Raw genomic sequence first — 23,384 nt, forward strand, 5'->3', positions numbered from 1 at the left:
GCGGCCCGGTGATGCGGCCCGGTGGTGCGGCGAGAGCCCGGGGGACCCTGACCGGGCTCTCGCCAGCTCGGTCAGCGGACGACGAGCGTGGTCAGCGTCCGCGGCTGAAGGGTCACCGTGCGGCCGGTCACCGGTGACGGGGTGAGGGAGTTGTCGTTGTTGGTCACGTACGCCGTCGCGTGGCCGCGCACGCCCTGCCAGGTGACCGCGGCCGTCCCGGTGTTGAGCACCTCGATCACCCGCGAGCCGTCCGGGTTGCGGAAGGCCGACACCTTCAGCGCCGGGTCGGCGGCCGTCGCCTCCAGCCGGACCGCGCCCGGGCGGATGAAGCGGCTGTAGGCGGCCAGGGCCCACAGGCGCTTGGAGACGCTGTAGGTCTTGGCGACGTCGTCGATCTGGAGCAGCGCGCGGGTCGCGCCGCGCGAGGCGCCGAGCCAGTAGACGTAGCCGCTGACCTGGCCGAGGGTGAGCGCGTCGTGGATGGCCGAGGCGATGGTGATGCCGTCGAAGCCGCTGCCGTCGTCCCAGGCGGTGTTCCAGCGGTCGCCGTTGGGGTTCCACTCCGACATCCACGTCTTGCGGTGCGTCGGCAGCGGCGCGTCCACCGGGCTCGCGTAGGTGTGGCCGGTGTGCGTCTTGACCCAGCGGCGGGCCTCGGGGTCGGCCTCGATGGCCGCCGTGTACGCCTTGGCCTCGTTCCAGCCGAAGGAGTCGCAGCAGGCGACCTTCACGCCGGCGCGCTGCGCGAGCGGCCCCAGCACCTTGACGAACTGGGCGGCCTGCTCGGGGGTGAAGCGCATGGAGGCGTAGCTGGCGGTCCAGTCGGGCTCGTTGGTGAACCCGAGGTCGGTGATCTTGATGCCCTCCTTGGCGTAGAACTTCGTGTACGCCACGAGGTAGTTCGCGTAGGCGCGCTGCCACTCGGGCAGCAGGGTGCCGCCGTTCTTGTCGTCGCCGTTGTCCTTCATGTAGCCGGGGGCGCTCCAGGCGTCGGCGTAGAAGCGCCGCACCCCGTAGCGCTGCGCCTCCTTGGCCACCCAGACCTGGCTGTTGTCGTCGCCGTCCCAGACGTACTTGGGCGGGGCGTCCGGGCCGCCGGGGTTCTCCGGCTGGATGGAGACCATGTGGTCGTACGGGCTGCCGGCCGGGGAGGAGCCGATGCCGAGCCGCAGGATGCTCATCCCGGCGCCCTTGTCCCGGTCGAACCACAGGTCGAGGATCTCCCGCTGCTGCGCCTCGGGCAGCGCCTCGAGCAGCTCGTTGCGGCGGAAGGCCTGGGAGACGCCGAAGCCGTCGATCTCCTGGTGCCGGACGTGTTCGTCGACGGTGACGGGCGGGTGCGCCGGGCCGGGGGTGGGGGCGGGCAGGCCGAGCAGGGCGATCGCGACGATGCCTCGTAACATGGCGACTCCGAAAGTTTCGGAAGCATGGCGATATGTTTCGCCGATCGCCGGAACGTTAAATGCCGGAAACGTCTCCCGTCAACACCACAGCGGCGCCGTCTCCGGGTTTTTCCCCGTGAACGACGCCGCCGCGGCGCGACAGCCGGTCAGGCGGTCGCCTCGGCCCGCTCCTTGACGGTCAGCATCCGCCGCCGCATCGCCACGAAGTCGGACAGGTCCATCCGGGCCAGGTAACCGACGCCGCCCAGGCCCGGCTCGGCCCTGATGCGGACGCGGAAGACCATCCTGGTCCGGTTGTCCGGCAGCTCCCGCAGCGCGATCGAGCAGGACGCGACCGCCTCCGCGCCGCGCTGCGCCAGCACGAGCGTGTGCGGCGGCTCGGCCCGCTCGACCACGGCGTCCTGGACGCCGGGCAGCGCCTCGCCGGCCTTGAGATCCGGCTGCTCCCCGCCCTCGCCGGGAGCGGGACCGGTGTACGCGCCGGGGACGTAGCCGCCGAACCTGACCACCCAGGGCCAGACGGCGGCCGGCGGCGCCTCGACCGTGACGGCCCGGGTCGCCTGGTACTGCGGCACGGTGACGAGGTCGTCGCCGGCCATCTCGCCGTGCACCTCGGCGTCGTCGGCGCCCCAGCGGAGGTGCCAGGGGCGCACCGCGAGCAGGTAGCCCGCCGCCGCCCCCGCCGCGAACCTGAACATCGAGCGGGGCAGTAACCGCGGGAGGAACAACATCCTGTACTCCTTCGCTTCGCTGATCGGTCGGGACTGCCCAGTCTCCGGCCTCGCGGCCCGCTTGGATAGGGGCCTTTCGGCCCTGGCGTCGCCCCTGGCGGTGATCTCCACTGAAAGGGGAGGTGGCGTCATGTACACCACGACCAAGGAGACGCACGCCGCCGTGGTGTTCCTGCTCGGCGAGCACGCCTACAAGCTCAAGAAGCCGGTCGACCTCGGCTTCCTCGACTTCAGCACGCTGCGGGCCCGCCGCTGGGCCTGCGAGCAGGAGGTGGAGCTCAACCGGAGGCTGTGCGACGACGTCTACGAGGGCGTCGCCGACGTGGTCGGCCCCGGCGGCGAGGTCTGCGAGCACCTCGTCGTCATGCGCCGCATGCCCGAGGAACGCCGCCTGGCCACGCTGGTCAAGGCCGGCAAGCCCGTGGACGAGCACCTGCGCGCCGTCGCGCGCCGCCTCGCCGCGCTGCACGCCGGCGCCCGGCACGGCCCGCAGATCGACCGCGAGGGCGGCCTGGACGCGCTGCGCGCCCGCTGGAACGCCAGCTTCGAGCAGGTACGCGGCCTGCCCGGCCGGACCGTCGACCCCGCCGTCCTCGACGAGACCGAACGCCTCGCCACCCGCTTCCTCGACGGCAGGCGGGCGCTGTTCGACGCCCGCGTCGCGGGCCGCCGCGTCGTGGACGGCCACGGCGACCTGCTGGCCGAGGACGTCTTCTGCCTCGACGACGGGCCGCGCATCCTCGACTGCCTGGAGTTCGACGAGCGGCTGCGCTTCCTCGACGGGCTCGACGACGCCGCCTTCCTCGCCATGGACCTGGAACGGCTCGGCGCGCCGCGCCAGGCCGAGCGGTTCCTGCGCTGGTACGTCGAGTTCTCCGGCGACCCCGCGCCGCCCGCCCTGTGGCACCACTACGTGGCCTACCGCGCGTTCGTCCGGGCCAAGGTGGCGTGCCTGCGCCAGTGGCAGGGCGAGACGGACGCCGGCTGGGAGGCGCGCCGGCTGTCGGAGCTGGCGCTGCGCCACCTGCGCGCCGGGGCCGTCACGCTGGTGCTGGTGGGCGGCTCGCCCGGGTCCGGCAAGTCGACGCTCGCCGGCGGCCTGGCCGACCGGCTCGGCCACACGCTGCTGCGCAGCGACCGGGTGCGCAAGGAGCTGGCCGGGCTCGACCCCACGCGCGCGGCCAGCGCCCCCTACCGGCAGGGCATCTACGACCCCGCGCACACCGCCCGCACCTACGCCGAACTGCTCGTCCGCGCCGAGCGGCTGCTCGGGCAGGGCGAGCCGGTGATCATCGACGCCTCCTGGGGCGACCAGCGGCACCGCGCGGTGGCGGCCGAGGTGGCCGCGCGCACCAGCAGCGACCTGGTCGCGCTGCGCTGCACCGTCATGCCGCAGGTCGCGGCCGAACGGCTGGTCACCCGGGAGCCCGAGCTGTCGGACGCCGACGAGGAGATCCGCAGGAAGATGGCCGCGGACGCCCCGGACTGGCCGGACGCCGTCGAGATCGACACCGGGGTGGAGCCGGCACAGGCCCTGGAACGGGCGCTGGCGGCGGTGCGGCCTGACGGGCGCGAACGGTCGTGGCGCTTCCAGCGTTCACGCATCGAGGCCGGCTGAGAACGCGGCGCAACGCGACGCGGCCCGGCCGCGGCACGGCCCGGCACGACGCGGCACGGCGCGGCGCGGCTCCGGCCGGACGGACCGGCAGATCTGGTCGGGTCGGACAGGGGGCAGGTGTGGTCCGCCGGTCGGGGCCGTCAGATCTGGTCCGGGCGCCAGGCGGTGAGGCCGTGGGTCTCGGCGATCGGCCGCCAGGCCGTGGCGAAGCGCGTCTTGGCCTTGCGGGCGTCCTGCGAACGGGCCAGGCCCCGGCGGTAGTCGCGGTCCCCGGCCACCGGGTCGGCGCAGCCGGCGGCGACGTGGCGGCGGGCCCAGGTCAGGAACGCGGCGTCGGCGTCGAAGGAGGCGTCCAGGGCGGCGACCAGCGACCTCTTCAGCGCGGCTCCGCCGGGGAGCGCGTCGGCCCGGAGCGCGCGGGCGGCGGCGAGCTGGTCGCGGCGGGCGGCGGTGATCCGCTGGATCGTGTTCAGGCCGGCGCGGCGGCAACGGGTGGCGTCCGAGATGGCGTCGGTGAGGCCGGCGTGGGCGGCGTTGCTGCCGGCCAGGAGGGCGTTCACGGCACGCGCCTGAACGGCGGCCTCGCCGGCGGGCGCGGGCCCGGTGGCCGTGGGTGCGGTGGCCGCGGGTCCGGTGGCTGCGGGCCCTGCGGACGCGGTCGTGCCGGGTGCGGCGGGCTTCGCCGAGGCGGCGGGCGCCTGGTCGGACGCGGCCTGCCGGCCGGACGGGGCGGCCGACGGGACTGCGGCCGACGGGGCTGCGGCTGAGGGAGCTGCGGGCGACGGGGCGGTGGCCGATGGGGCCGGGACGGCGGTTGCCACGTCCGTGGCGACGGCCTGCCAGGGCGTAGGGGTGCGGGTGGCGACGACCCACCAGACCAGCCCGGCGGCGAGCACGGCCACGCCCACGGCGACCAGCACCGACGCCCGCCACCACCCCGGCTGCCCCTCCGGCGGACGGGCGCCGCCCTGAGGCCCGGGCCGCCCGGGCGAACCGGGCCGAGAGGGGTCGAAGACGGAGGGGCCGGACTGGGGCCGGGGGAAGGACGCAGGGCCGGAGCGGGGCTCGTCAAAGGGCGAGGGACCGCGCGGGGGCGGGCCGAAGGGCGAGGGGCCGTGGGAGGCCTGGTCGGGGGGCGAAGGGTCACGCCGGGGTGGCTCGAAGGGCGAGGAGCCACGCGCGGGTGGGTCGAAGGGTGAGGGGCCGCGCGGGGGCTCGTTGGTGGGTGAGGGGTCGCGGGGGGGTGGGTCGAAGGGTGAGGCTCCGGGCCGAGGCGTGGTCGGGTTCGGGCGCTCGGGCGGGGGCGTGCCGGGACGGGGCCGGCCGGGCTGGGGTGCGGGCGGGCGGGGGCGGCCGGGCCGGGACGCGCTCGGGTAGGGGTGACCCGGCTGCGACCGGCTGGGACGAGGGCGGCCCGGTCGCTCCGGACGGGCCGACGCCGACCCCGACCCCGACGCCGGTGGCGGTGGTGGTGGCGGCGGTGAAGCGGCGGAGCGGGAGGGCCCCGCCGCAGGCCGGCCGTCCCGGGACGGGCCCGATTGGGGCCGCCCCTCTTGAGGCGCACCGGGCCGCGCGGGGCCCGGTTGGGGTGGGTCAGGCGCCGGACCCTGCCGGGGCGAGGCGGGTGGGGCGGTTGGGGTCAGGTCGGGTGGGGATGGGCAGTGGGGGCAGGTCGGGAGGGGGTCGATGGGGGTGCCGCAGCGTTCGCAGAGCCGTTCGGCGTCCGGACCGTGCACCATGTGCGCCCTCCCGAGGCAGCCTGCGGGTCAGCGGCCGAAGCAGATCGTCCGCCCCGCGCGGACCTGGTCGGCCTTGTACGTCACCTGGTCGATGGTGGTGCCCGCCTCGTCCACCAGGACGAGGCCGTCCCCCTGGTTGCCGAGCCGCAGCGCCGCGCCGGGCGTCACCCGCAGCGTCGCCCCGCCCGCGATCGAGCCGCTGAGCGCCAGGCGCCCGCCCCCGGTGTCGGACAGCGACCACCCGGAGAGGTCCACCGCGTCCGGCGTGAGGTTGAGCAGCGTGACCGACTCGGCCCCCCGGTCGGCCCCGGCCGGGTCGGGCAGGGCGGCGACGATGAGCAGGTCGCCGGCGGCGATGAGCGGCGGCCGGACCGGCGCGCCGGGCGGCGCGGGGTCGGGGTCGATGACGAACCGTTCGGGCCAGACCGTGAGCTGCACCTGCTGCCCGGAGGCGCGCACGACGTCGTGCAGGTTGCCGCGTTCCAGCTTGTCGAGCAGGAAGAGCTGGTCGTCGCGGTGCACCGGGTCGGCCCGCAGCCAGGCGTCGAAGTGGGAGAAGTCGGTGAACCCCTCCGCCAGGTACGGCACGATGCGCCGGAACAGCTTCGGCCACATCACGAGCTGCTCGGCGGCGGTCAGGCCGGCGATCGTGGCGGGGCCGTTCGGGTCGCCGGTCGAGCGCGGCCAGATGCCGCTGGGCAGCGCCTTCCGCCGGGCCTGCGCGGAGACCTCGGCGAGGTGTGTGCGCAGCTCGGCGGGCAGCGTCGCGTAGAAGGCCGGGTAGACCAGCCCGGCCGACAGCAGCGCCGCGTTGACCGAGCCGTCCGCGAGGGGCCCGTCCAGGAACACGGCGGAGCCGTCGGGGCCGGGGTGGTCGCCGGCGTAGGCGAACGCGATGAGCCGGCCGTTGGCGTCGATTCCGTTGCTCAGCACGTGGCCGCGCAGCTCGTCCTGGTCGGCGGAGCGGACCGTGTTGGGCAGGTCGTCCCAGAAGGTGACGTTGGTGAAGCCGAGCAGGCGCAGCAGCTCGTCCCGGGCGGCCAGCGCGCCGGCCGGCTCCTGGTGGGTCTCGGCGAAGTGCGTCTCCAGCGCGTCGATGGCCTCCAGCCGTACGGAGACGCCGCGGCGGTTGATGCCGGGCGGCCGTCCGGAGTGCCGGGCCAGCCGTTCGACCAGCGCCGGGTTGTCGGGCCGGAACTTGACGGTGTCGCCGTCCGGCTCGGGCCCGCGCCGGGGCAGGTCGGGGTAGCGGATGACGAAGGTGCCGCGTAACAGGGTGTAGCTCATCAGGATCCCCCTTGGCTCGGCGAGCGGAGCGTAGCTCGCATAAGGGGCATCGTCTACAGGTCTGGGTTAATCACCGGTAAACGGCTACCGCCGCCTCCCCGACCAGCGTCTCCACGACGCCGACCAGCTCGGCGACCTCCCGTGAGCCCTCGCGGGCGATCTCCCGCAGCCGCGCCGCGAGGCGGCCGGACGGCTGGTCGAGATACAGCTCCTCCTCCAGCCGCAGCGCCGCGACCAGCCCGCACAGCGCGGCGCAGCGCGCGTCCGGCTGCCGCCAGCCCTCCACCGCCGAACGGGCCCCGGACGAGGCCCGCACCACGGAGGCGATGTCCGCGATCAGGTAGCGGGTGGTCGGCAGCAGCCCCATCACCCGCTTGGTCGTGCGCCGCAGCACCCCGGCGGCGACCAGCGCCTCGCGGGTGCGCTCGTAGGCGGCGCCGGCCGCCTTCTTGACCGGCGTCCGCACGTCGCCGGGCTCCCGCGTGACGAGCGCGAGCAGGTCGCCCGAGAAGTCGTCGGCGGCGTCGGCGGGATCGGCGGCGGGCCGGGACGGGACAGAGGCCGCCACCCGCCCCCTGGCCACCGCGACGCGGCCGGCCAGCGCCAGCTCCAGCATCGCCGCCCCGGCCAGCCCCAGCCCCATCGAGGCCGGGTGGACCAGCAGCTTGCCGGACTGGTCGTGCGCGATGAGGTACAGGTCCTGGTGCAGCGGCAGCCGGTTCACGACGCCTCCGTCGCGGCCGGCGGACGCCGGGACGCCGGGACGCCGCCCAAGGCCGGACGCCGGCCGAGCGCGTACAGGGAGATCAGCATCAGCACGCCGGCGGCCAGCCAGGCGAGCCCGACGACCTGCGCCAGGACGTTCGCGTTGATCACCACGAGGATCAGGATGCCCATGCCGGCCAGCGGCGCGACCAGGTGCGGCCACCACGCCCGCGAGCCGCCGCGCACCACGTAGTGCACGATCACCGACACGTGCAGGACGATGAAGGCCACCATCGCGCCCATGTTGATGAGGCTGCTGAGCAGGTCCACCCCGTCCCGCCGCACGGACATCCAGACCCCGAGCCCCACCGACAGCGCCGACACCAGCACGATCGCGTTGGCCGGCACCGAGTGCCGCACCGACACCCGGGCGAGGAACGACGGGAGCTGCCGGTCGCGGGCCATCGCGTACAGCAGGCGGGAGACGGCGACCTGCGCCACCAGCGTGTTGGCCAGCCCCCAGGACAGCGCGGTGGCGGCCGAGGTGACGTGCCGCAGCCACTCGCCCCCCGCCACCGCGGCGGCGTCGTAGAAGGCGGTGCCGCTGCCGGAGCGCAGCAGCCCGTCCGGGTCGGGCACGAGCAGGGCGGCGACCCACACCTGCGTGACGAACAGCACCCCGGCTAGCACCAGCGCCATCCGCATGGCCCGCCCGACCTGCTCCGAGCCGCCGGTGGACTCCTCCACCAGCATGCTGATCCCGTCGAAGCCGAGGAAGGACAGGACCGCGACCGAGACCGCGGCGAAGACCACCGGCCAGGAGAACGTCCCGGCGTTGAACAGCGGCTCCAGGCTGAACCCGCGGCCCTTGCCCTGCAGCAGCGCCCAGATCCCGACCAGCAGGAACAACGCCAGCACGACCAGCTCGGCGACGATCATCACCCGGGTCAGCCGGACCGTCATCCGGATGCCGCGCAGGTTGATCGCCATGTTGACGGCGACGAAGCCGACCAGCCACGCCCACACCGGCACCGCCGGCACGATGTCGTGCATGGCGATGGAGGCCACCAGGTAGAGCAGGCTCGGCACGAGGATGTAGTCGAGCAGCACCATCCAGCCGGTCAGGAAGCCGACCGGCGGCGCGATGCCCCGCCCCGCGTAGTTGTAGACCGACCCCGACAACGGGAACGCCCTGACCATCTGCGCGTACGACGAGGCGGTGAACAGCAGCGCCACCATCCCCACCAGGTAGGCCAGCACCGGCATGCCCCCGGAACGGGAGTAGACCAGGCCGAAGATGGCGAACGGCGCGATCGGCACCATGAACACCAGGCCGTAGAAGACGAGGTCGGTCAGCCCGACCCCGCGCCGTAACTCCTGGCGGTAGCCGAACTGCTCGATGCTCTCCTGTGTGCGCACGACAGCCTCTCCATGTCGTCATGCGGCAAGCGCGGGGGGTGTCTCGCCGGGCGGGGGGCGGGGGCGGGGGCCGACTCGGTGATCCTTCCGTAGCCCGGGGTCACGTCGCAAGGGGCCCCCGGGGCTCACCGCGCCTGTCGGGGACGGTGAGCCCGGACGTCAACGCCCAGGGCGGGTCAATGGTGACCGTGCGCGGCCCGCCGCCGGGGCGGCCGGCCGTAGCCGAGCACGCCCATCATGCCCTGCTCCTGGTGGTACAGGTTGTGGCAGTGGAACATCCACTCGCCCGGGTTGGCGGTCAGCACGTCGAACTCGACGCGCTCGCGCGGCTTGACGTTCACCGTGTCCTTGTGGGGCCCGCTCCCGTTCGGCACGCGGAGCTGGAAGGTGTGACCGTGCAGGTGCATCGGGTGCCACATGGGCGACTGGTTGTCCAGCACGACCCGGATCGTCTCGCCGCGGTCCACCCGCAGCCGGAACGGGTCGCTCGCCAGCCGGTCGTTCATCGTCCACTCGTTGCCCGACGGGCGCATGCCGAGCGTGACCAGCACCGTCCGCTCCGGCTTGGGCAGGTCGGGACGGGTGCGCGCCTGGAGGTCCCGGTACGCCAGCCGCCGCCCGTCGAGCTGCGGCACCTTGGCCTCCGGCCCCGGCGCGCGCCCGCCCGAGGTCCGCACCACGGCGAACGCCCGCGCCCCCTTGCCCTCCGCCATCGCCACCAGCGGGAACACCCCGTCGCCCAGCCGGACCAGGAAGTCGTAGCGCTCGCCCATCCCGACGAGGAACGTGTCGACGGTGACCGGCCGCACCCCGCACCCGTCGGCGTGCGTGACCGTCATGCGGTGCCCGCCGAGCGCCACCCGGAAGGCGGTGTCGGCGGCCGCGTTGATCACCCGGAACCTGACCCGCCGCCCCGGGCGGGCCGAGAACGTCGCGGGCGCCTCCGGCGGGCGCCCGTTCACCAGGTAGAGCGGGTGCCGGACGTCGCCGGTGACGCCGCCGAGCAGGTCGCTGCGCAGCGTGTCGTCGTGGTCGGTGCTGGCGTTGAGCCGGCGCAGCACCTCGTCGGGGGTGCCGAGCAGGCCGTCGAGCCAGTCGTCGAGCACCACCGTGTACTCCTCGTCGTAACTCAGCGGCTCGCGCGGGTCGTGCACGATGAGCGGCCCGTACAGGCCGCGGTCGGCCTGCATGCCGACGTGCGAGTGGTAGAAGTACGTGCCGGGGAACGGCACCCGGAAGACGTAGGGGAACTTCCCGCCCGGCGGGGTCGCCTTCTGCGAGTACCCCGGCGCGCCGTCCATCCGGTGGTCGAGCTGGATGCCGTGCCAGTGCACGGTCGTCGCCTCCGGCAGGTCGTTGACCAGCGTCGCGTGCACGATGTCGCCGGTGGAGGCGCTGATCGTCGGGCCCGGCAGCTCGTCGTTGTACGTCCACGTGCGGACCCTGCGGCGGCCGAGGGTGACCGTCGAGGGACGGGGCCGCAGCACGGCCGGCCCGTGCTGGGCCGCCGCAGGGGGCGCGAGCCCCGCCGTCAGCGCCGATCCGGCCGCGAACGCCCCGGTGACCAGCAACCCTCTGCGTGAGAAGGTCCCCCCGGACCATGGCGTTTGTGTCACTGTCATGCTCCCCCCGTTCACCTCGCAAGGTAACGGACAGTAACGGGAGATATCCGTTCGCCACGCGGGACGTCAGCGGGACGGCGGGCCCTGGTGATCGCCGGCCCTTGCCGGGCGGCGGCCGTACGACGACGGGTGTAGCCGGGCGCGGGCCGGCTACGCGGCAGCGCGTACCGGGTGACGCCGTGCGGCGGAGGCGGCGCGGGCCCCGGCGGCGCGAGGATCGATGGCGCCTGTCGTTCGCCCCGGACCGAAGGGACCCTCATGTCCGTCCATCACCTGCTGGCCGCCGCCCTGGCCCAGCCCGTCGGCGCGTACACCCTGACCTCGGGGCGGCTCTGGTCGTTGGTGGCCGTCCTGCTGGGGCTGATCGGCGTGGTCGCCGGCGGGCTGGCGCTGGCCCGCGCCCGGGCCCGGAGAAGAGGAGCCGTCGTGGCCCTGGCGGCGGGGCTCGCCTGCGCGGTCATCGGCGGGCTGGTGGTGGCCGCCGCCGAGGGCGGCCCCGGCACCGGCTACGGGATCGTCGGCGGCTGGGCCGCCCTGGGGCTCGGGCTGCTCGCCGTCGCCCTCGGCGCGCTCACCCTGATCCGCTCCCGCCGCCCCGCCTGACCCCGCGCTGCTGATCCTCAAATGGCGGTTGAACCGGAGTGAGGTGGAGGAGTACGGTCGAAGGACCGGTCCATGTTAATCGTTTAACACGGCGGCCACGACACCTCTCCGATCTCGATGCTCTGTGCCCGCATCCCCACCTCAGAGGAGACCATTACCGTGTATCCCTGTAGGGAATGCTAGGTTATTCGACTAGCATGAGACCCACAGCACGCCAGGTCGCCGAACTCGCGGGCGTCTCCGTCGCGACCGTCAGCTACGTCCTCAGCGGCCGCGACCGCCCGGTCGGCGCCGAGACGCGGCAACGCGTCCTCGACGCCGCCAGGCAGCTCGGCTACACGCCCAACCAGGCCGCGCGCAGCCTGCGCAAACGCCGCACCCAGCGGGTCTGCCTGGTGCTCAGCACGCTCGGCGGCGTCCCGTCCGACGAGCGGCTGGCCACCGACCTGCACGAGATGGCCGACGCGCGCGGCTACTCCGTCATCACGCTGGCCGTCTACAGCGAGGCCCGCGCGAAGGCGGCCGTGGACGTGCTGCGCGGCGGCATCGCCGACGGCGCGCTGGTCAACGTCGTCGGCGACCACCTCACCCGCGACATGCTCAACGACCTGGCCGCCGCCGGCCTGCCGCTGGTGGTGCTGAGCAACGAGGCCGGGCTGGAGGGCTGCGACGTCGTCAGGACGCCGCAGGCCGAGGCGTGCGAGGAGGCCGTCGAGCACCTGCTGGCGCAGGGCCGGCGGCGCATCGCGTTCCTCGCGCACCGCCACGAGCTGCACCGGGAGCAGCCCGAGGGCCGGCTCCTCGGCTACACCAGGGCCCTCGACCGGCACGGCGTCACCGAGCGGATCATCACCACGGGGGCGGATGACCGCGTGGCGGCTTACCAGACGGCCACCGAGCTGCTGCGTTCCCCCGACCGTCCCGACGCGATCTTCGCGGCCTCCGACCGGGCCGCGATCAGCGCGATCTGGGCGGCCAGGGACGCGGGGCTGCGCGTGCCCGGCGACGTCGCCGTCGTCGGCGCCGGCAACATCGACGAGGGTCTCATCACCAATCCGCAGCTCAGCACCGTCGGCCCGCTCAGGCACGACTACACCGACGTCGCCCGGCTGCTGTTCGACCGCCTCCAGGCCGAGGAGGCGCCGCCCGCCCGCGAGATCGTCCGCTCCTGGACCTACCTGCGGCGCGGCTCCTCCTGAAAGCCCCAGAAGGGAAAAGCGAGATGTCCCCCACTCTCAGCCGCCGTGACCTGCTCCGCCTGGCCGGGGCCGCCGCCACCGCGTCCGCCGCCGTGCCCGTCCTCACGGCCTGCGCGGGCGCGCCGCCCGCGCCCTCGGCCGGCGGCGGCGAGCCGGGCACGTTCACCGTCTACTGGAACGCCGGCCACGACTACCAGGCCTACCGGAAGGTCGTCGCCGAGTTCGAGCAGGCCAACAAGGTGAAGGTCAACCTGCAGAAGTACCAGTGGCCGGACCTCCGCACCCGGCTGCTGGCCGACTTCGCCTCCGGGACCGTTCCCGACCTGGTGGAGGAGCCCGGCGGGTGGGTGCAGGAGTTCGCGATCTCCGGCAACGCCCGCTCGTTGCAGGACTTCGTGGACCGCGACGGTGAGGCCATGGGCTTCCCCGCCGACTGGCAGCCGGTCACCGTGGAGCGCAACTCCTACCAGGGCAAGGTGTACGGGGTGCAGCTCCACCTGACCTGCAACACGCTGCTCTACAACAAGGCCATGCTGCGCGAGGCCGGCGTGGAGGTGCCGTCGACGTGGGAGGAGTTCCTGGCGGCCGCCCGGAAGCTGACCAAGGACGGCGTGTACGGCGTCGCGCTCAACCAGGACTACACCTACCTGTGGCCGTGGATGGTGCAGGCCGGCGTCACCCCGTACGAGCCGGGGAGCGGCGCGATCATGGAGCCGCGGGCGGCCGCCGTCGAGGCCCTGCAGTTCCAGGCCGACCTGATCCACAAGCACAAGGTCGCCCCGGTGCCGGTGTCGAGCACCGACTACTCCGGCCCGCAGAAGCTGTTCTCCGCCAGGCGCGCCGCGATGATCCTCACCGGCCCGTGGGACCTCGACCCGATCAGGAAGACCAGCCCCGACCTGGAGCTCGGCGTCGCGCCGCCGCTGAAGCACCGGACGCGGGCCACGCAGGCGGCCGGGGTCAGCATGTTCGTGCCGGCCAAGGCCGCCCGGCCCGAGCTGTCCTGGGACTTCATCAAGCGCGTCACCGCGCTGGAGGTCGAGCAGGCCGCCACGAAGGAGACCGGCATGCTCATGCCGCGCAAGTCCTGGTCCGACCTGCCGGAAGTGCAGTCGGACCCGGACATCAAGGTCTTCGCCGACGCGCTGCCCACCGCCCAGGACTCCTCCCAGCAGGTGCGCCTGACCGGTCAGCTCGGCAAGTGGGAGGAACAGCTCAAGGTCATGTACCAGCAGGTGCTCATCCAGAACCAGCCGGCCGCCGAGGCCCTGGACGCCTTCGCCAGGTCCGCCGAGGGCTACCTCAAGTGAGGCCCCGCACGCTCCAGGGCCGTTACGCGCGGACGGCCTACCTGTTCCTCCTCCCGGCCATCCTGTTCTTCGGCGCCTTCTTCTACCTGCCGATCGGCAACGTCGTCGCGACCAGCTTCCGCACCGGCCCGCAGGCCGACCGGTGGACGGGGCTCGGCAACTACGCCGAGGCCCTGGGCGACCCGGCCGTGCGGCACTCGTTCCTGGTGACGGTGGCGTTCGCGGTGCTGGTGGTGATCGGGTCGATCGTGCTCGGGCTGGCCCTGGCGATGGCGCTGGACCAGCCGCTCAGGGGCCGGGTGGTGTTCCGGGTGCTGCTGCTGGTGCCGTACCTGACGTCGGTCGCGATCGTCGGGCTGCTGTGGCGCAACATCCTCGACCCCGAGCTGGGCGTGCTCAACCGGGTGCTCGGCGCGCTCGGGCTGCCCGAGCAGCAGTGGCTCAACACCGCGCCGCTGCTCACCATCGCCGGCGTCACGCTGTGGCAGAGCGTCGGCTACACGATGGTGCTGTTCCTCGCCGGGCTTCAGGGCATTCCCGAGACCTACCACGAGGCCGCGCGGATCGACGGGGCCGACGCCTGGCGGCGGTTCTGGCGGATCACGCTGCCGCTGCTCGCGCCGACGACGCTGTTCGTCTCGGTGATGGCGGTGATCTCGGGGCTGCAGGCGTTCGGGCAGGCGTACATCATCACCAACGGCGGGCCCGGCGACGCCACCGACCTGTCGGTCTTCCACATCTTCAACGTCGCCTTCCGCACCCGCGACTTCGGCTACTCCTCGGCGCAGTCGGTGCTGCTGCTCGTCGTGATCGTCGCGTTCACGCTGGTGCAGCTGCGGGCCGGGCGGCGCGGGGAGGTCACCTACTGATGCGCAAGGCCCTGCTCCACATCACGCTCGGGCTGGCCGCCCTGGTCACCGTGGTGCCGCTGCTCTACATGGTGTCGCTGTCGCTCCAGACCGAGGCCGAGACGCTGGCCGCCGACGCGGTGCTCGTCCCGGACTCGCCCCAGTGGGGCAACTACGCCGAGCTGTTCACCCGCGCGCCGTTCGGCGACTTCATCGTCAACAGCCTGGTCGTGGCGGGCGTGATCACGCTGGCGCACCTGGTGTTCGACCCGCTCGTCGGGTACGTCTTCGCGAAGTTCCGCTTCCCGCTGCGCAACACCCTGTTCGTGGCGCTGCTGGCCACGCTCATGGTGCCGTTCTTCGTGCGGATGATCCCGCTGTACGTGCTGATGGCCAACCTGGGGTGGCTGAACACGTACCAGGGGCTGATCACGCCGTTCCTCATGGACGCCTTCGGGATCTTCCTCATGCGGCAGTTCATCCAGCCCATCCCGGACGACCTCATCAACGCCGCCCGCATCGACGGCGCGTCGGAGCTGCGCATCTACCGCAGCGTCATCCTGCCGCAGACCCGGCCGGCGCTGGCCGTGCTCGCCCTGTTCACCTTCGTCTTCCAGTGGAACGAGTTCCTCTGGCCGCTGGTCGCCACCACCACGCCCGAGATGCGCACCATCCCGGTCGGGCTCACCCTGTTCAACCAGGAGTACTTCACGCTGTGGCACCTGACGGCCGCGGGCTCGGTGATCCTCTTCGTGCCCACCGCCGTGCTGTTCGTCCTCACCCAGCGCTACTTCGTCCGGGGCATCGCCCTGACCGGCCTCAAATAAGGAGCCCTCGTCTTGCGTCCGAACGTGATCGTCGTCCTTACCGACCAGCAGCGGTGGGACACCGTCGGCCCGCTCACCCCCAACCTCGACAGGATGGCCAGGAACGGCACGCAGGCCACGGTCGCGCTCACCCCGCAGCCGGTGTGCGCGCCCGCCCGCGCCGCGCTCCAGACGGGCCGGTACCCGACCACGACCGGCGTGTACCGCAACGGGCGCGTCCTGCCGCCGGAGGAGCGCACGCTGGCGCACCACTTCGGCGCGGCCGGCTACGCCACCGGCTACATCGGCAAGTGGCACCTGGCGGGCAGCGAGCCGGTGCCGGAGGAGCAGCGCGGCGGCTACCGGTCCTGGCTGGGCGCGAACGCGCTGGAGCACACCTCCGACGCCTACCGCACGATCGTCTTCGACGAGGCGGGCGAGCCGGTGCTGCTGCCCGGCTACCGCTCCGACGCGCTGATCGACGCCGCGATCCGGTTCGTCGCCGACCACCACGACGAGCCGTTCTACCTGTTCGTCTCGCTGCTGGAGCCGCACCACCAGAACGAGGTGGACGACTACCCGGCCCCCGACGGCTACGAGGAGCGCTACCAGGGCGCCTGGCTGCCGCCGGACCTGGCCGCGCTCGGCGGCACCGCCCACCGCCACCTGGGCGGCTACCTCGGCCAGGTCAAACGCCTGGACGAAGGGCTCGGCCGGCTGCTGGACGCGCTGCGCAGCCTCGGCCTGCTGGACGACACGATCGTGGCCTACACCTCCGACCACGGCAACCACTTCAAGACCCGCAACGGCGAGTACAAGCGCTCCTGCCACGACGCCTCGCTGCGGGTGCCGCTGGCGGTGCGCGGCCCCGGCTTCGACGGCGGCGGCGCGATCGCCCGCCCGGTCAGCACCCTCGACCTGCCGCCGACGCTGCTGGCGGCCGCCGGGCTGCCGGTGCCGGAGGCGATGCAGGGCCGCTCGTTCCTGCCGCTGCTCCGCGACGCCCGCGCCGACTGGCCGGAGGAGGTGTTCTTCCAGGTCAGCGAGTCGGAGGTGGGGCGCGGCATCCGCACCTCGCGGTGGAAGTACTACGCCGTCGCCGAGGACGCCCACCCCTGGGACGACCCGGCCGCCGGCCGCTACCGCGAGCAGGCCCTCTACGACCTGGAGCACGACCCGCACGAGCTGGTGAACCTGGCCGGCTACCCGTCGCACGCCGAGGTCGCGGCCGGGCTGCGGGAGCGGCTGGCGCGCCGGATCGCCGAGGCCGAGGGCGCCCGGCCGGAGATCGAGCCGGCCGCCGGGCGCGAGGCGCCGCACCAGACGATGACGGACCCCGAGGTGCGGCTGCGCGGCCCGCAACCGGTCCGGATCGGCCACCAGCGCAAGTAGGGGCACCGGCGCCAGGCAGGGGCACTGGCGGCGGGCAGGGGCACCGGCGGCGGGCAGGGGCGCCGGCGCGTGTGCGGTGACGCGGCGTGACCGGTGTGCGCGCGGCACCGGTCACGCCGCTCAGCGGGTCAGCTCGCCGCGTCGGCGGGCTTGTGGGTGTGCCCGGCCCGCTCGGCCTGCCCGGCCCGCCCGGCGGCCGGGGCGGGGGCGGTGCCGATGGCGCCGGTGTCGAAGGCGTACTTGGCGGTCAGGGCGGCGATGGCGTCGGAGTTGACGTCGAGGGCCTTGTCGTCGATGTTCGCGATCGTGTCGCAGACGCTGTGGTAGCAGGGGTCGAGCGGGATCCCGGCGGTGCCGCCGAAGATCGCCGCCTCCTCCTCGGTCTTCAGCACCTCGGCGCCGGTGAACAGGCCGCCCGAGGGGATGCCGACCGCGATGAACGGCCCGTAGTCGGAGCGGCCGGTGAACGCCGTCGCCGTGTGGGGCAGGCCGCGCCCGGCGAAGAACTTCTCGAAGTCCTCCTCGATCACGTCGGACCCGGCGGGGCCCGCGGTGCCGAAGGCGTCGCCGTCGCCGTCGTAGATCCCGAACGTGTAGTTCGGCGAGGCGATCATGTCGAAGTTGAGGTACAGGGCGATCTTCGCCCGCTCCTCCTCCGTCAGGGACGCCACGTAGTGCTCGGAGCCGAGCAGGCCGAACTCCTCGGCGCCCCAGAACGCGAAGCGCACCGCGTTCTTCGGCTTGGTCCTGGCGAACTGCAGCGCCACCTCCAGGATCCCGGCGCTGCCCGAGCCGTTGTCGTTGATGCCGGGGCCCTCCTGGACGCTGTCCAGGTGCGCGCCGAGCATGACGACGTGGTCCGGGTCGCCCTTCCTGGTCTGCGCGATCACGTTGTACGTGGTCCGCTGCTCCACGACCGGGTCCCAGTTGAGCTGGACCGTCGTGCCCGCGGCCGCGGCCAGCTCCTGGCCGACCGAGAACCGGGTGAAGAACGCCGGGATCGTCACGCCGGGCCCGCTGAGGGTGGGGTTGAGGTCGACCTCGGTGCGGCCCTCCTGGCCCTCGTTGAAGACGATGGCCGCCTTGGCGCCGGCCGCGATCGCGTTGTCCACCTTGACGCGGAAGTTGCAGGTGCCGCGCTGCATGAGCGCGACGTTGCCCGGGACGAACCCGGCGAAGTCGCTCGCCTCGCACCCCGACGTCGAGGTGTTGGCCGCCGCGCCGGGCGGCAGCACCAGGTCCACAGGCTGGATGGTGCCGCTCGCCGAGCCGGACGGGGAGTCGGCCATCGCCACGTAGTCCTGGAAGAAGCCGTAGGTGTAGGTCTTCTCCGGGGCGGGGCCGGTGCGCTTGAGCACGGGCGGGGTGCGGTAGCCGTCGAAGGTGAACTCGAACGGCTGGATCGTCACCTGGTAGCCGGCGGCGCGGAGCTTGCGGGCCACGTAGTCGCGGGAGGCGTCGAAGCCGGGGCTGCTGGAGACGCGGGTGCCGCCGTTGGCGTCCGCGATGGCCTGGAATGCTTTGAGGTGTTTCTTGACGTTCTTGCCTGAGACGTCCTTGACGAGCTTGCGGATCGCGGCGTCGTCGCGGCCGTGGGCCTCGGCGGGGGCTGCGACGGCTAACGGGGACAGGGCCACGGCGGCCACGGTGATGGCGCCGAGTAGGGAACGCATGCTTCCGTTGCTCCTCGGTACGTGGTGGGGGACCCGGGTCGAGATGCGCGCGTTTCCTGCCCGAAAGTAGTAATTACTGAGCTATTAGCCAAGATTGGGGATGTCTCCCTTGCGTCACGATACGTTCACCATCGCCGGGCGGGCCGTGCACCGGCTGGGGTTCGGCGCCATGAGCCTCACCGGACCCGGCGTGTGGGGCCCGCCGAAGGACCGCGACGCGTGCGTCCGGGTGCTGCGCCGAGCCGTCGAGCTGGGCGTCGAATTCATCGACACCGCCGACTCCTACGGGCCCTACGTCAGCGAGGAGATCATCCGCGAGGCGTTGCACCCGTACCCGGAGCACGTCGTGATCGCCACCAAGGCCGGGTTCGTGCGTACCGGGCCGGGGGAGTGGCACCCCGTGGGGCGGCCCGCGTACCTGCGGCAGGAGGTCGAGATGAGCCTGCGCAGGCTCGGCGTGGACCGGCTCGACCTGCTCCAGCTCCACCGCATCGACCCCGAGGTGCCGCTGGAGGACCAGGTGGGCGAGCTGAAGGCGCTCCAGGACGAGGGCAAGATCGCCGAGATCGGCCTGTCCGAGGTCACCGTCGCCGACCTGGAACGGGCCCGCCGCGTCGCCCCGATCGCCACCGTCCAGAACCGCTACAACCTCACCCTGCGCGGCTCCGAGGACGTCCTGGAGCACTGCGAGGCGCAGGGGCTCGGCTTCATCGCCTACACCCCCATCGCCAAGGGCCGGCTGGCCGCGCCCGGCGGCCCGGTGGACCACGTGGCCGAGGCCGCCGGCGCCACGCCCGCCCAGGTCAGCCTGGCCTGGCTGCTCGCCCACTCCCCGGTGCTGATCACCATCCCCGGTACGTCGTCGGTGGCGCATCTGGAGGAGAACATGGGCGCCGCGCGGGTGTCGCTGACCGGCGGGCAGCTGGCCGAGCTGACCGAGGCGGCGGCCCGGTGAAGGGGCTGCTCGCCTGAGGCGTCCTGGCCGGTGGGGCTCGCCGCCCGCTCGTGCTGAGGGCCGGCCGCTCGTGCTGCGGCCGTTCGTGCTGAGGGCCGGCCGCTCGTGCTGCGGCCGCTCGTGCTGAGGGCCGGCCCGCCGGCGCGTGGCGGGCCGGCCCCCAGGTCATCGGGTCAGCCCAGGCCGTTCTTCATGGCCGTGAGCAGCTCGGCGTTGGCGGTGTCGCCGCTGAGCTCCCAGAAGAACGCGCCGCCGAGGCCCTGGCTCTTCGAGTAGCTCATCTTGCCGCCGATCGTGGCCGGCGTGTCGTAGCTCCACCACTGACCGCCGCAGAAGGCGTACGCGGTGCCGGCGACCGTGCCGGTGGCCGGGCAGCGGGTCTTGAGCACCTTGTAGTCCTCGATGCCCTGCTCGTACGTGCCCGGCGCCGGCCCGGTGGCGGTGCCGCCCGGCGCGGCCTGCGTGACGCCGGTCCAGCCGCGCCCGTAGAAGCCGATGCCGAGCAGCAGCTTGCTCGCCGGCACGCCCTTGCTCTTCAGCTTCTGGATCGCGGCGTCGGAGTGGAAGCCCGCGATCGGGATGCCCGAGTAGGAGGTGAGCGGCGAGTGCGGGGCGGTCGGGCCCTGCGCGGCCCAGGCGCCGAAGTAGTCGTAGGTCATGACGTTGTACCAGTCGACGTACTGGGCGGCGCCGCCGTAGTCGGCCGCGTCGATCTTGCCGCCGTCGGTGCCGTCGGCGGTGATGGCAGCGGTGACCAGGTTGCCCGAGCCGAAGCGGGCCCGCAGCGCCGACATGACGTTCCTGAAGGCCGCCGGGCCGCTGGTGTCGCAGGTCAGGCCGCAGGCGTTCGGGTACTCCCAGTCGATGTCGATGCCGTCGAAGACGTCCGCCCAGCGCGGGTCCTCCACCAGCTTGTAGCAGGAGTCGGCGAACGCGGCCGGGTTCTGCGCGGCCTGGGTGAAGCCGCCGGACCAGGTCCAGCCGCCGAAGGAGAACAGCACCTTCAGGTTCGGGTACTTCTTCTTCAGCTTGCGGAGCTGGTTGAAGCTGCCGCGCAGCGCGCCGGCGTCCCAGGTGTCGGCGACGCCGTCCACGCTCTCGCCCGCCTGGTAGAAGCGGTCGTAGTCGGCGTAGGAGTCGCCGATCGCGCACTGGCCGTTCTGGACGTTGCCGAAGGCGTAGTTGAGGTGGGTCAGCTTGGCCGCCGAGCCGCTGGTGTCGATGTTCTTGACGTGGTAGCCGCGCTGGTAGACGCCCCACTGGACGAAGTACCCGAGGACCTTGTTGCCCCCGCCCCCGGTGCCGCCCGTGGTGGTGGCGGTGGTGGCGGCGCTGGCGGCGGAGCGGTTGCCGGCGGCGTCGCGGGCGCGGACGGTGTAGGTGTAGGCGGTGCCGGCGGTCAGGCCGGTGTCGGTGTAGGCGGTGCCGGTGACGGTGGTGACGAGGGTGGTGCCGCGGTAGACCTCGTAGCCGGTGACGGCGACGTTGTCGGTGGCGGCGTCCCAGGCGAGGGAGACGCTGGTGTTCGTCACGCCGGTCGAGCGCAGGTTGGCGGGGACGGACGGCGGGGTGGTGTCCGTGCCGGTGCCGCCCGTGGTGGTGGCGGTGGTGGCGGCGCTGGCGGCGGAGCGGTTGCCGGCGGCGTCGCGGGCGCGGACGGTGTAGGTGTAGGCGGTGTTCGCGGTCAGGCCGGTGTCGGTGTAGGTGGTGCCGGTGACGGTGGTGACGAGGGTGGTGCCGCGGTAGACCTCGTAGCCGGTGACGGCGACGTTGTCGGTGGCGGCGTCCCAGGCGAGGGAGACGCTGGTGTTCGTCACGCCGGTCGAGCGCAGATTGCCGGGGACGGACGGGGCCGTGGTGTCCGTGCCGCCGCCGGAGGCGACCTTCCACAGGGCCGGGACGTTCGGCGGCTCCCAGCCGGGCTGCGAGGTGTGGCTCTGGACGCACTCGTACTCGACGCCGTTGTAGGTGACGCGGGCGCCGGCCGAGTAGGCCGTCCACGGGGCCCAGTCGGCGGCCAGGACGACGCCGTAGGCGGCGGGCGGGGCCGCGGCGACGGCGGTGAGGGGCAGCGCGAGCGCCGCCAGGCAGGCGAGGATCTTGTGTCTCATCGATGCTCCGACATCCGTTGGGGGTGTGTTGGGGGGTGGGATGCCAGGAAACTATTAGGAAAGTTTCCTTTTAGTTGTACGTTGACGGTAGCCTCAACCTGCGGAGGCGTCAACAAGTTCGGCGCGCGAAATCCTGAGCCCGACGGGACGGCCGTCCCGGGCCGCCGGGGGTTGATAACGGTTGCGGAACGGACGGTGACGAAAGGGGCGGCGTGCACCAGCATGGGAGCCGTGGCAGGGATCACCGCCTGGCGGCGGACGCCCCAGCGGCGGGGGCCGTACGTGGCCCGCGCGCTGGCCGAGCTGCGGTCCTGGCCGGCGCTCGCGGTCAGCGACACCCGGCGCGGGGTGGCCTTCGCGGTGCGCGGCGGCGCGGAGATCCTGCGCACGGCCGGCGGCGACGAGGTGCGGGTGCGCCTCAGCGCGCCGGCGGTGGAGCGGCTGGAACCCTACCTGGCGGGCTGCGGCCAGGTGCAGGCGTGCCCCGACCCGGCCTGGGTGGCCGTCCAGGTGGACGCCGAACCCGACCTGGAGCTGCTGCTGGCGCTCACCAGCGTGGCGATCAAGGAGAATGTAGCCTGATCCCGTGACCCCCGCTGTCCGGTTGATCCGTAGTTCTGACCTCGCCCCCGTCCAGTACGCGTACGCGGCCGTCGCCGACGGGCCCGTACGCGCCGTGTGGGCGGCGGGGGCCTGCCCGCTCGACGCCGACGGCGCGACCGTCTGCCCGGGCGACGTCGCCGGCCAGACCCACCAGGTGATGCGCAACCTCGCCACCTCGCTCGCCGAGGCCGGCGCGGCGCTGACCGACATCGCCAAGACCACCGTGTACGTCGCCTCGTCCGACCGGGCCGACCTGGTGGCGGCGTGGGAGGTCTACCGCGAGCACATGGCCGGTTACGACGTCCCGAGCACGCTGCTCGGCATCGCCGTGCTCGGCTACCCGGACCAGCTCGTCGAGGTCGAGGCGGTCGCGGTGCTCCCCCTGCCGCGCTAGACGAGTAAGTCCTAAGTCGTTCGGTGTGCAGGTACGACGAAGGGTGTCGAGGATCGATGCGTGACGAACGACCTCAACACCCTTCTGACCGCACTGTACGTGAGAATCGACGACTGGCTGGGCGAATCACCCCGGCTAGGACGACCACCCCGACTGACCGACGCCGAGCTGCTGACCTTGGCGGTGGCCCAGGTCCTGCTCGGCGTGCACTCCCAGGCCCGCTGGCTGCGCTACGTCCCCGCACATCTGCCCGGCGCCTTTCCGTACCTGCCCGGCCAGTCCGGCTACAACAAGCGCCTGCACAAGGCATTGCCCCTGTTCAAACGGGTGATCCGGGCCCTGGCCTGCGACACCGACCTGTGGGACGACCCGCTCTGGGTGGCCGACTCCACCCCGGTCGAGTGCGGTCGTTCCCGCCCCACAGCCCGCCGTTCCGAGCTGGCAGGATGGGCCGGCTACGGCTACTGCCGCTCCCACTCACGCTGGTTCTGGGGCCTGCGCCTGCACCTGATCTGCACCCCGGCCGGACTGCCCATCACCTGGGCCTTGGCCACCCCGAACATCGACGAACGCCGAGTGCTGATGGCCGTCATCGAACACGACCCGAATCTCGTGGCCGAGCGCCCTGGTTTGCTCATCATCGCCGACAAGGGATACATCTCCGCCGAGCTGGACGCCTTCCTGGCCGAACGCGGGGTGCGGCTGTTACGCCCGTCCTACCGCAACCGCACACCCCGCCCCGGCGAGGAACTCCTCAAGCCCATCCGCCAGCTCATCGAGTCCGTCAACGACACTCTCAAAGGTCAACTCGACTTGGAGCTTCACGGCGCCCGAACCGCCATCGGCGTCGGCGCCCGCATCGCCCAGCGCATCCTGGCCCTGACCACCGCCATCTGGCACAACCGCGCCACCGGCCAGCCCATCACCCGATCCCTGATCGCCTACGACCACTGACCCGACTTAGGA

Annotated in this window: 20 protein-coding genes; 11 read left to right on the forward strand and 9 right to left on the reverse strand. The window is 73.0% G+C overall.

Features of this window, described 5'->3' with window-relative positions; translation table 11 throughout:
* Positions 1–71 precede the first annotated feature (71 nt).
* The gene (locus MF672_RS40785) at positions 72–1,403 is read right to left on the reverse strand and encodes a glycoside hydrolase family 30 protein (RefSeq protein ID WP_242381145.1); all 1,332 of its coding nucleotides are present in this window, start codon (positions 1,401–1,403) and stop codon (positions 72–74) included.
* A 146-nt stretch (positions 1,404–1,549) separates the two neighbouring features.
* The gene (locus tag MF672_RS40790; protein ID WP_242381144.1) at positions 1,550–2,134 is read right to left on the reverse strand and encodes an SRPBCC family protein; all 585 of its coding nucleotides are present in this window, start codon (positions 2,132–2,134) and stop codon (positions 1,550–1,552) included.
* A 130-nt stretch (positions 2,135–2,264) separates the two neighbouring features.
* On the opposite strand from MF672_RS40790, the gene MF672_RS40795 reads away from it, so the two are divergent.
* The gene (locus MF672_RS40795; RefSeq protein ID WP_242381143.1) at positions 2,265–3,752 is read left to right on the forward strand and encodes a bifunctional aminoglycoside phosphotransferase/ATP-binding protein; all 1,488 of its coding nucleotides are present in this window, start codon (positions 2,265–2,267) and stop codon (positions 3,750–3,752) included.
* 140 nt (positions 3,753–3,892) lie between these two features.
* Here the strand turns inward: MF672_RS40795 and MF672_RS40800 are convergent, their stop codons facing one another.
* The 5 genes from MF672_RS40800 to MF672_RS40820 all read right to left on the reverse strand — a co-directional run bounded on the left by MF672_RS40800 (position 3,893) and on the right by MF672_RS40820 (position 10,473).
* Positions 3,893–4,672, reverse strand: coding sequence for a hypothetical protein (locus tag MF672_RS40800; RefSeq protein ID WP_242381157.1), 780 nt, complete (start codon positions 4,670–4,672; stop codon positions 3,893–3,895).
* Positions 4,673–5,518: 846 nt separating this feature from the next.
* Positions 5,519–6,778 carry a lamin tail domain-containing protein gene (locus tag MF672_RS40805; RefSeq protein WP_242381142.1) on the reverse strand — a complete coding sequence of 420 codons (1,260 nt, stop codon included), beginning with the start codon at positions 6,776–6,778 and terminating at the stop codon, positions 5,519–5,521.
* Between the two features lie 70 nt (positions 6,779–6,848).
* Entirely contained in the window at positions 6,849–7,502 is a 654-nt protein-coding gene (locus MF672_RS40810) for a GOLPH3/VPS74 family protein (RefSeq protein WP_242381141.1), read from the reverse strand.
* The gene (locus MF672_RS40815; protein WP_242381140.1) at positions 7,499–8,902 is read right to left on the reverse strand and encodes an APC family permease; all 1,404 of its coding nucleotides are present in this window, start codon (positions 8,900–8,902) and stop codon (positions 7,499–7,501) included. The genes MF672_RS40810 and MF672_RS40815 overlap by 4 nt, the downstream gene beginning before the upstream one ends.
* A 176-nt stretch (positions 8,903–9,078) precedes the next feature.
* The gene (locus tag MF672_RS40820; RefSeq protein WP_242381139.1) at positions 9,079–10,473 is read right to left on the reverse strand and encodes a multicopper oxidase family protein; all 1,395 of its coding nucleotides are present in this window, start codon (positions 10,471–10,473) and stop codon (positions 9,079–9,081) included.
* Positions 10,474–10,782: 309 nt separating this feature from the next.
* Here MF672_RS40820 and MF672_RS40825 point away from each other — a divergent pair, with 309 nt between their 5' ends.
* From MF672_RS40825 to MF672_RS40850, 6 genes are all read left to right on the forward strand, one after another.
* A complete protein-coding gene (locus tag MF672_RS40825; protein ID WP_242381138.1) occupies positions 10,783–11,127 on the forward strand; it encodes a DUF6223 family protein in 345 nt (114 codons plus the stop codon).
* A gap of 197 nt (positions 11,128–11,324) precedes the next feature.
* The gene (locus tag MF672_RS40830) at positions 11,325–12,326 is read left to right on the forward strand and encodes a LacI family DNA-binding transcriptional regulator (RefSeq protein WP_242381137.1); all 1,002 of its coding nucleotides are present in this window, start codon (positions 11,325–11,327) and stop codon (positions 12,324–12,326) included.
* A gap of 23 nt (positions 12,327–12,349) precedes the next feature.
* Positions 12,350–13,636 carry a sugar ABC transporter substrate-binding protein gene (locus tag MF672_RS40835; protein WP_242381136.1) on the forward strand — a complete coding sequence of 429 codons (1,287 nt, stop codon included), beginning with the start codon at positions 12,350–12,352 and terminating at the stop codon, positions 13,634–13,636.
* On the forward strand, positions 13,633–14,505 hold the full coding sequence (locus MF672_RS40840; RefSeq protein WP_242381135.1) for a carbohydrate ABC transporter permease: 873 nt from the start codon (positions 13,633–13,635) through the stop codon (positions 14,503–14,505). Before MF672_RS40835 ends, MF672_RS40840 begins: the two co-directional genes overlap by 4 nt.
* The gene (locus MF672_RS40845; protein ID WP_242381134.1) at positions 14,505–15,311 is read left to right on the forward strand and encodes a carbohydrate ABC transporter permease; all 807 of its coding nucleotides are present in this window, start codon (positions 14,505–14,507) and stop codon (positions 15,309–15,311) included. Before MF672_RS40840 ends, MF672_RS40845 begins: the two co-directional genes overlap by 1 nt.
* 12 nt (positions 15,312–15,323) lie before the next feature.
* A complete protein-coding gene (locus MF672_RS40850) occupies positions 15,324–16,682 on the forward strand; it encodes a sulfatase family protein (protein ID WP_242381133.1) in 1,359 nt (452 codons plus the stop codon).
* A 128-nt stretch (positions 16,683–16,810) separates the two neighbouring features.
* Here the strand turns inward: MF672_RS40850 and MF672_RS40855 are convergent, their stop codons facing one another.
* The gene (locus tag MF672_RS40855; protein ID WP_242381132.1) at positions 16,811–18,355 is read right to left on the reverse strand and encodes a M28 family metallopeptidase; all 1,545 of its coding nucleotides are present in this window, start codon (positions 18,353–18,355) and stop codon (positions 16,811–16,813) included.
* 109 nt (positions 18,356–18,464) lie between these two features.
* Between MF672_RS40855 and MF672_RS40860 the strand changes: the two genes are divergently transcribed.
* The gene (locus MF672_RS40860) at positions 18,465–19,310 is read left to right on the forward strand and encodes an aldo/keto reductase (protein ID WP_302893362.1); all 846 of its coding nucleotides are present in this window, start codon (positions 18,465–18,467) and stop codon (positions 19,308–19,310) included.
* 173 nt (positions 19,311–19,483) lie between these two features.
* On the opposite strand, the gene MF672_RS40865 is transcribed toward MF672_RS40860, so the two are convergent.
* Entirely contained in the window at positions 19,484–21,421 is a 1,938-nt protein-coding gene (locus tag MF672_RS40865) for a glycosyl hydrolase family 18 protein (RefSeq protein ID WP_302893363.1), read from the reverse strand.
* Between the two features lie 231 nt (positions 21,422–21,652).
* Between MF672_RS40865 and MF672_RS40875 the strand changes: the two genes are divergently transcribed.
* The 3 genes from MF672_RS40875 to MF672_RS40885 are packed head-to-tail and all read left to right on the forward strand — an operon-like array spanning position 21,653 to position 23,372.
* Positions 21,653–22,003, forward strand: coding sequence for a luciferase domain-containing protein (locus MF672_RS40875; RefSeq protein WP_242383473.1), 351 nt, complete (start codon positions 21,653–21,655; stop codon positions 22,001–22,003).
* 4 nt (positions 22,004–22,007) lie between these two features.
* A complete protein-coding gene (locus MF672_RS40880) occupies positions 22,008–22,418 on the forward strand; it encodes a RidA family protein (RefSeq protein WP_242383472.1) in 411 nt (136 codons plus the stop codon).
* Positions 22,419–22,478: 60 nt separating this feature from the next.
* Positions 22,479–23,372 carry an IS982 family transposase gene (locus MF672_RS40885; RefSeq protein WP_242383471.1) on the forward strand — a complete coding sequence of 298 codons (894 nt, stop codon included), beginning with the start codon at positions 22,479–22,481 and terminating at the stop codon, positions 23,370–23,372.
* Positions 23,373–23,384 lie beyond the last annotated feature (12 nt).

Origin of the sequence: Actinomadura luzonensis (genome assembly GCF_022664455.2) — a bacterium.
Classification (GTDB): domain Bacteria; phylum Actinomycetota; class Actinomycetes; order Streptosporangiales; family Streptosporangiaceae; genus Nonomuraea; species Nonomuraea luzonensis.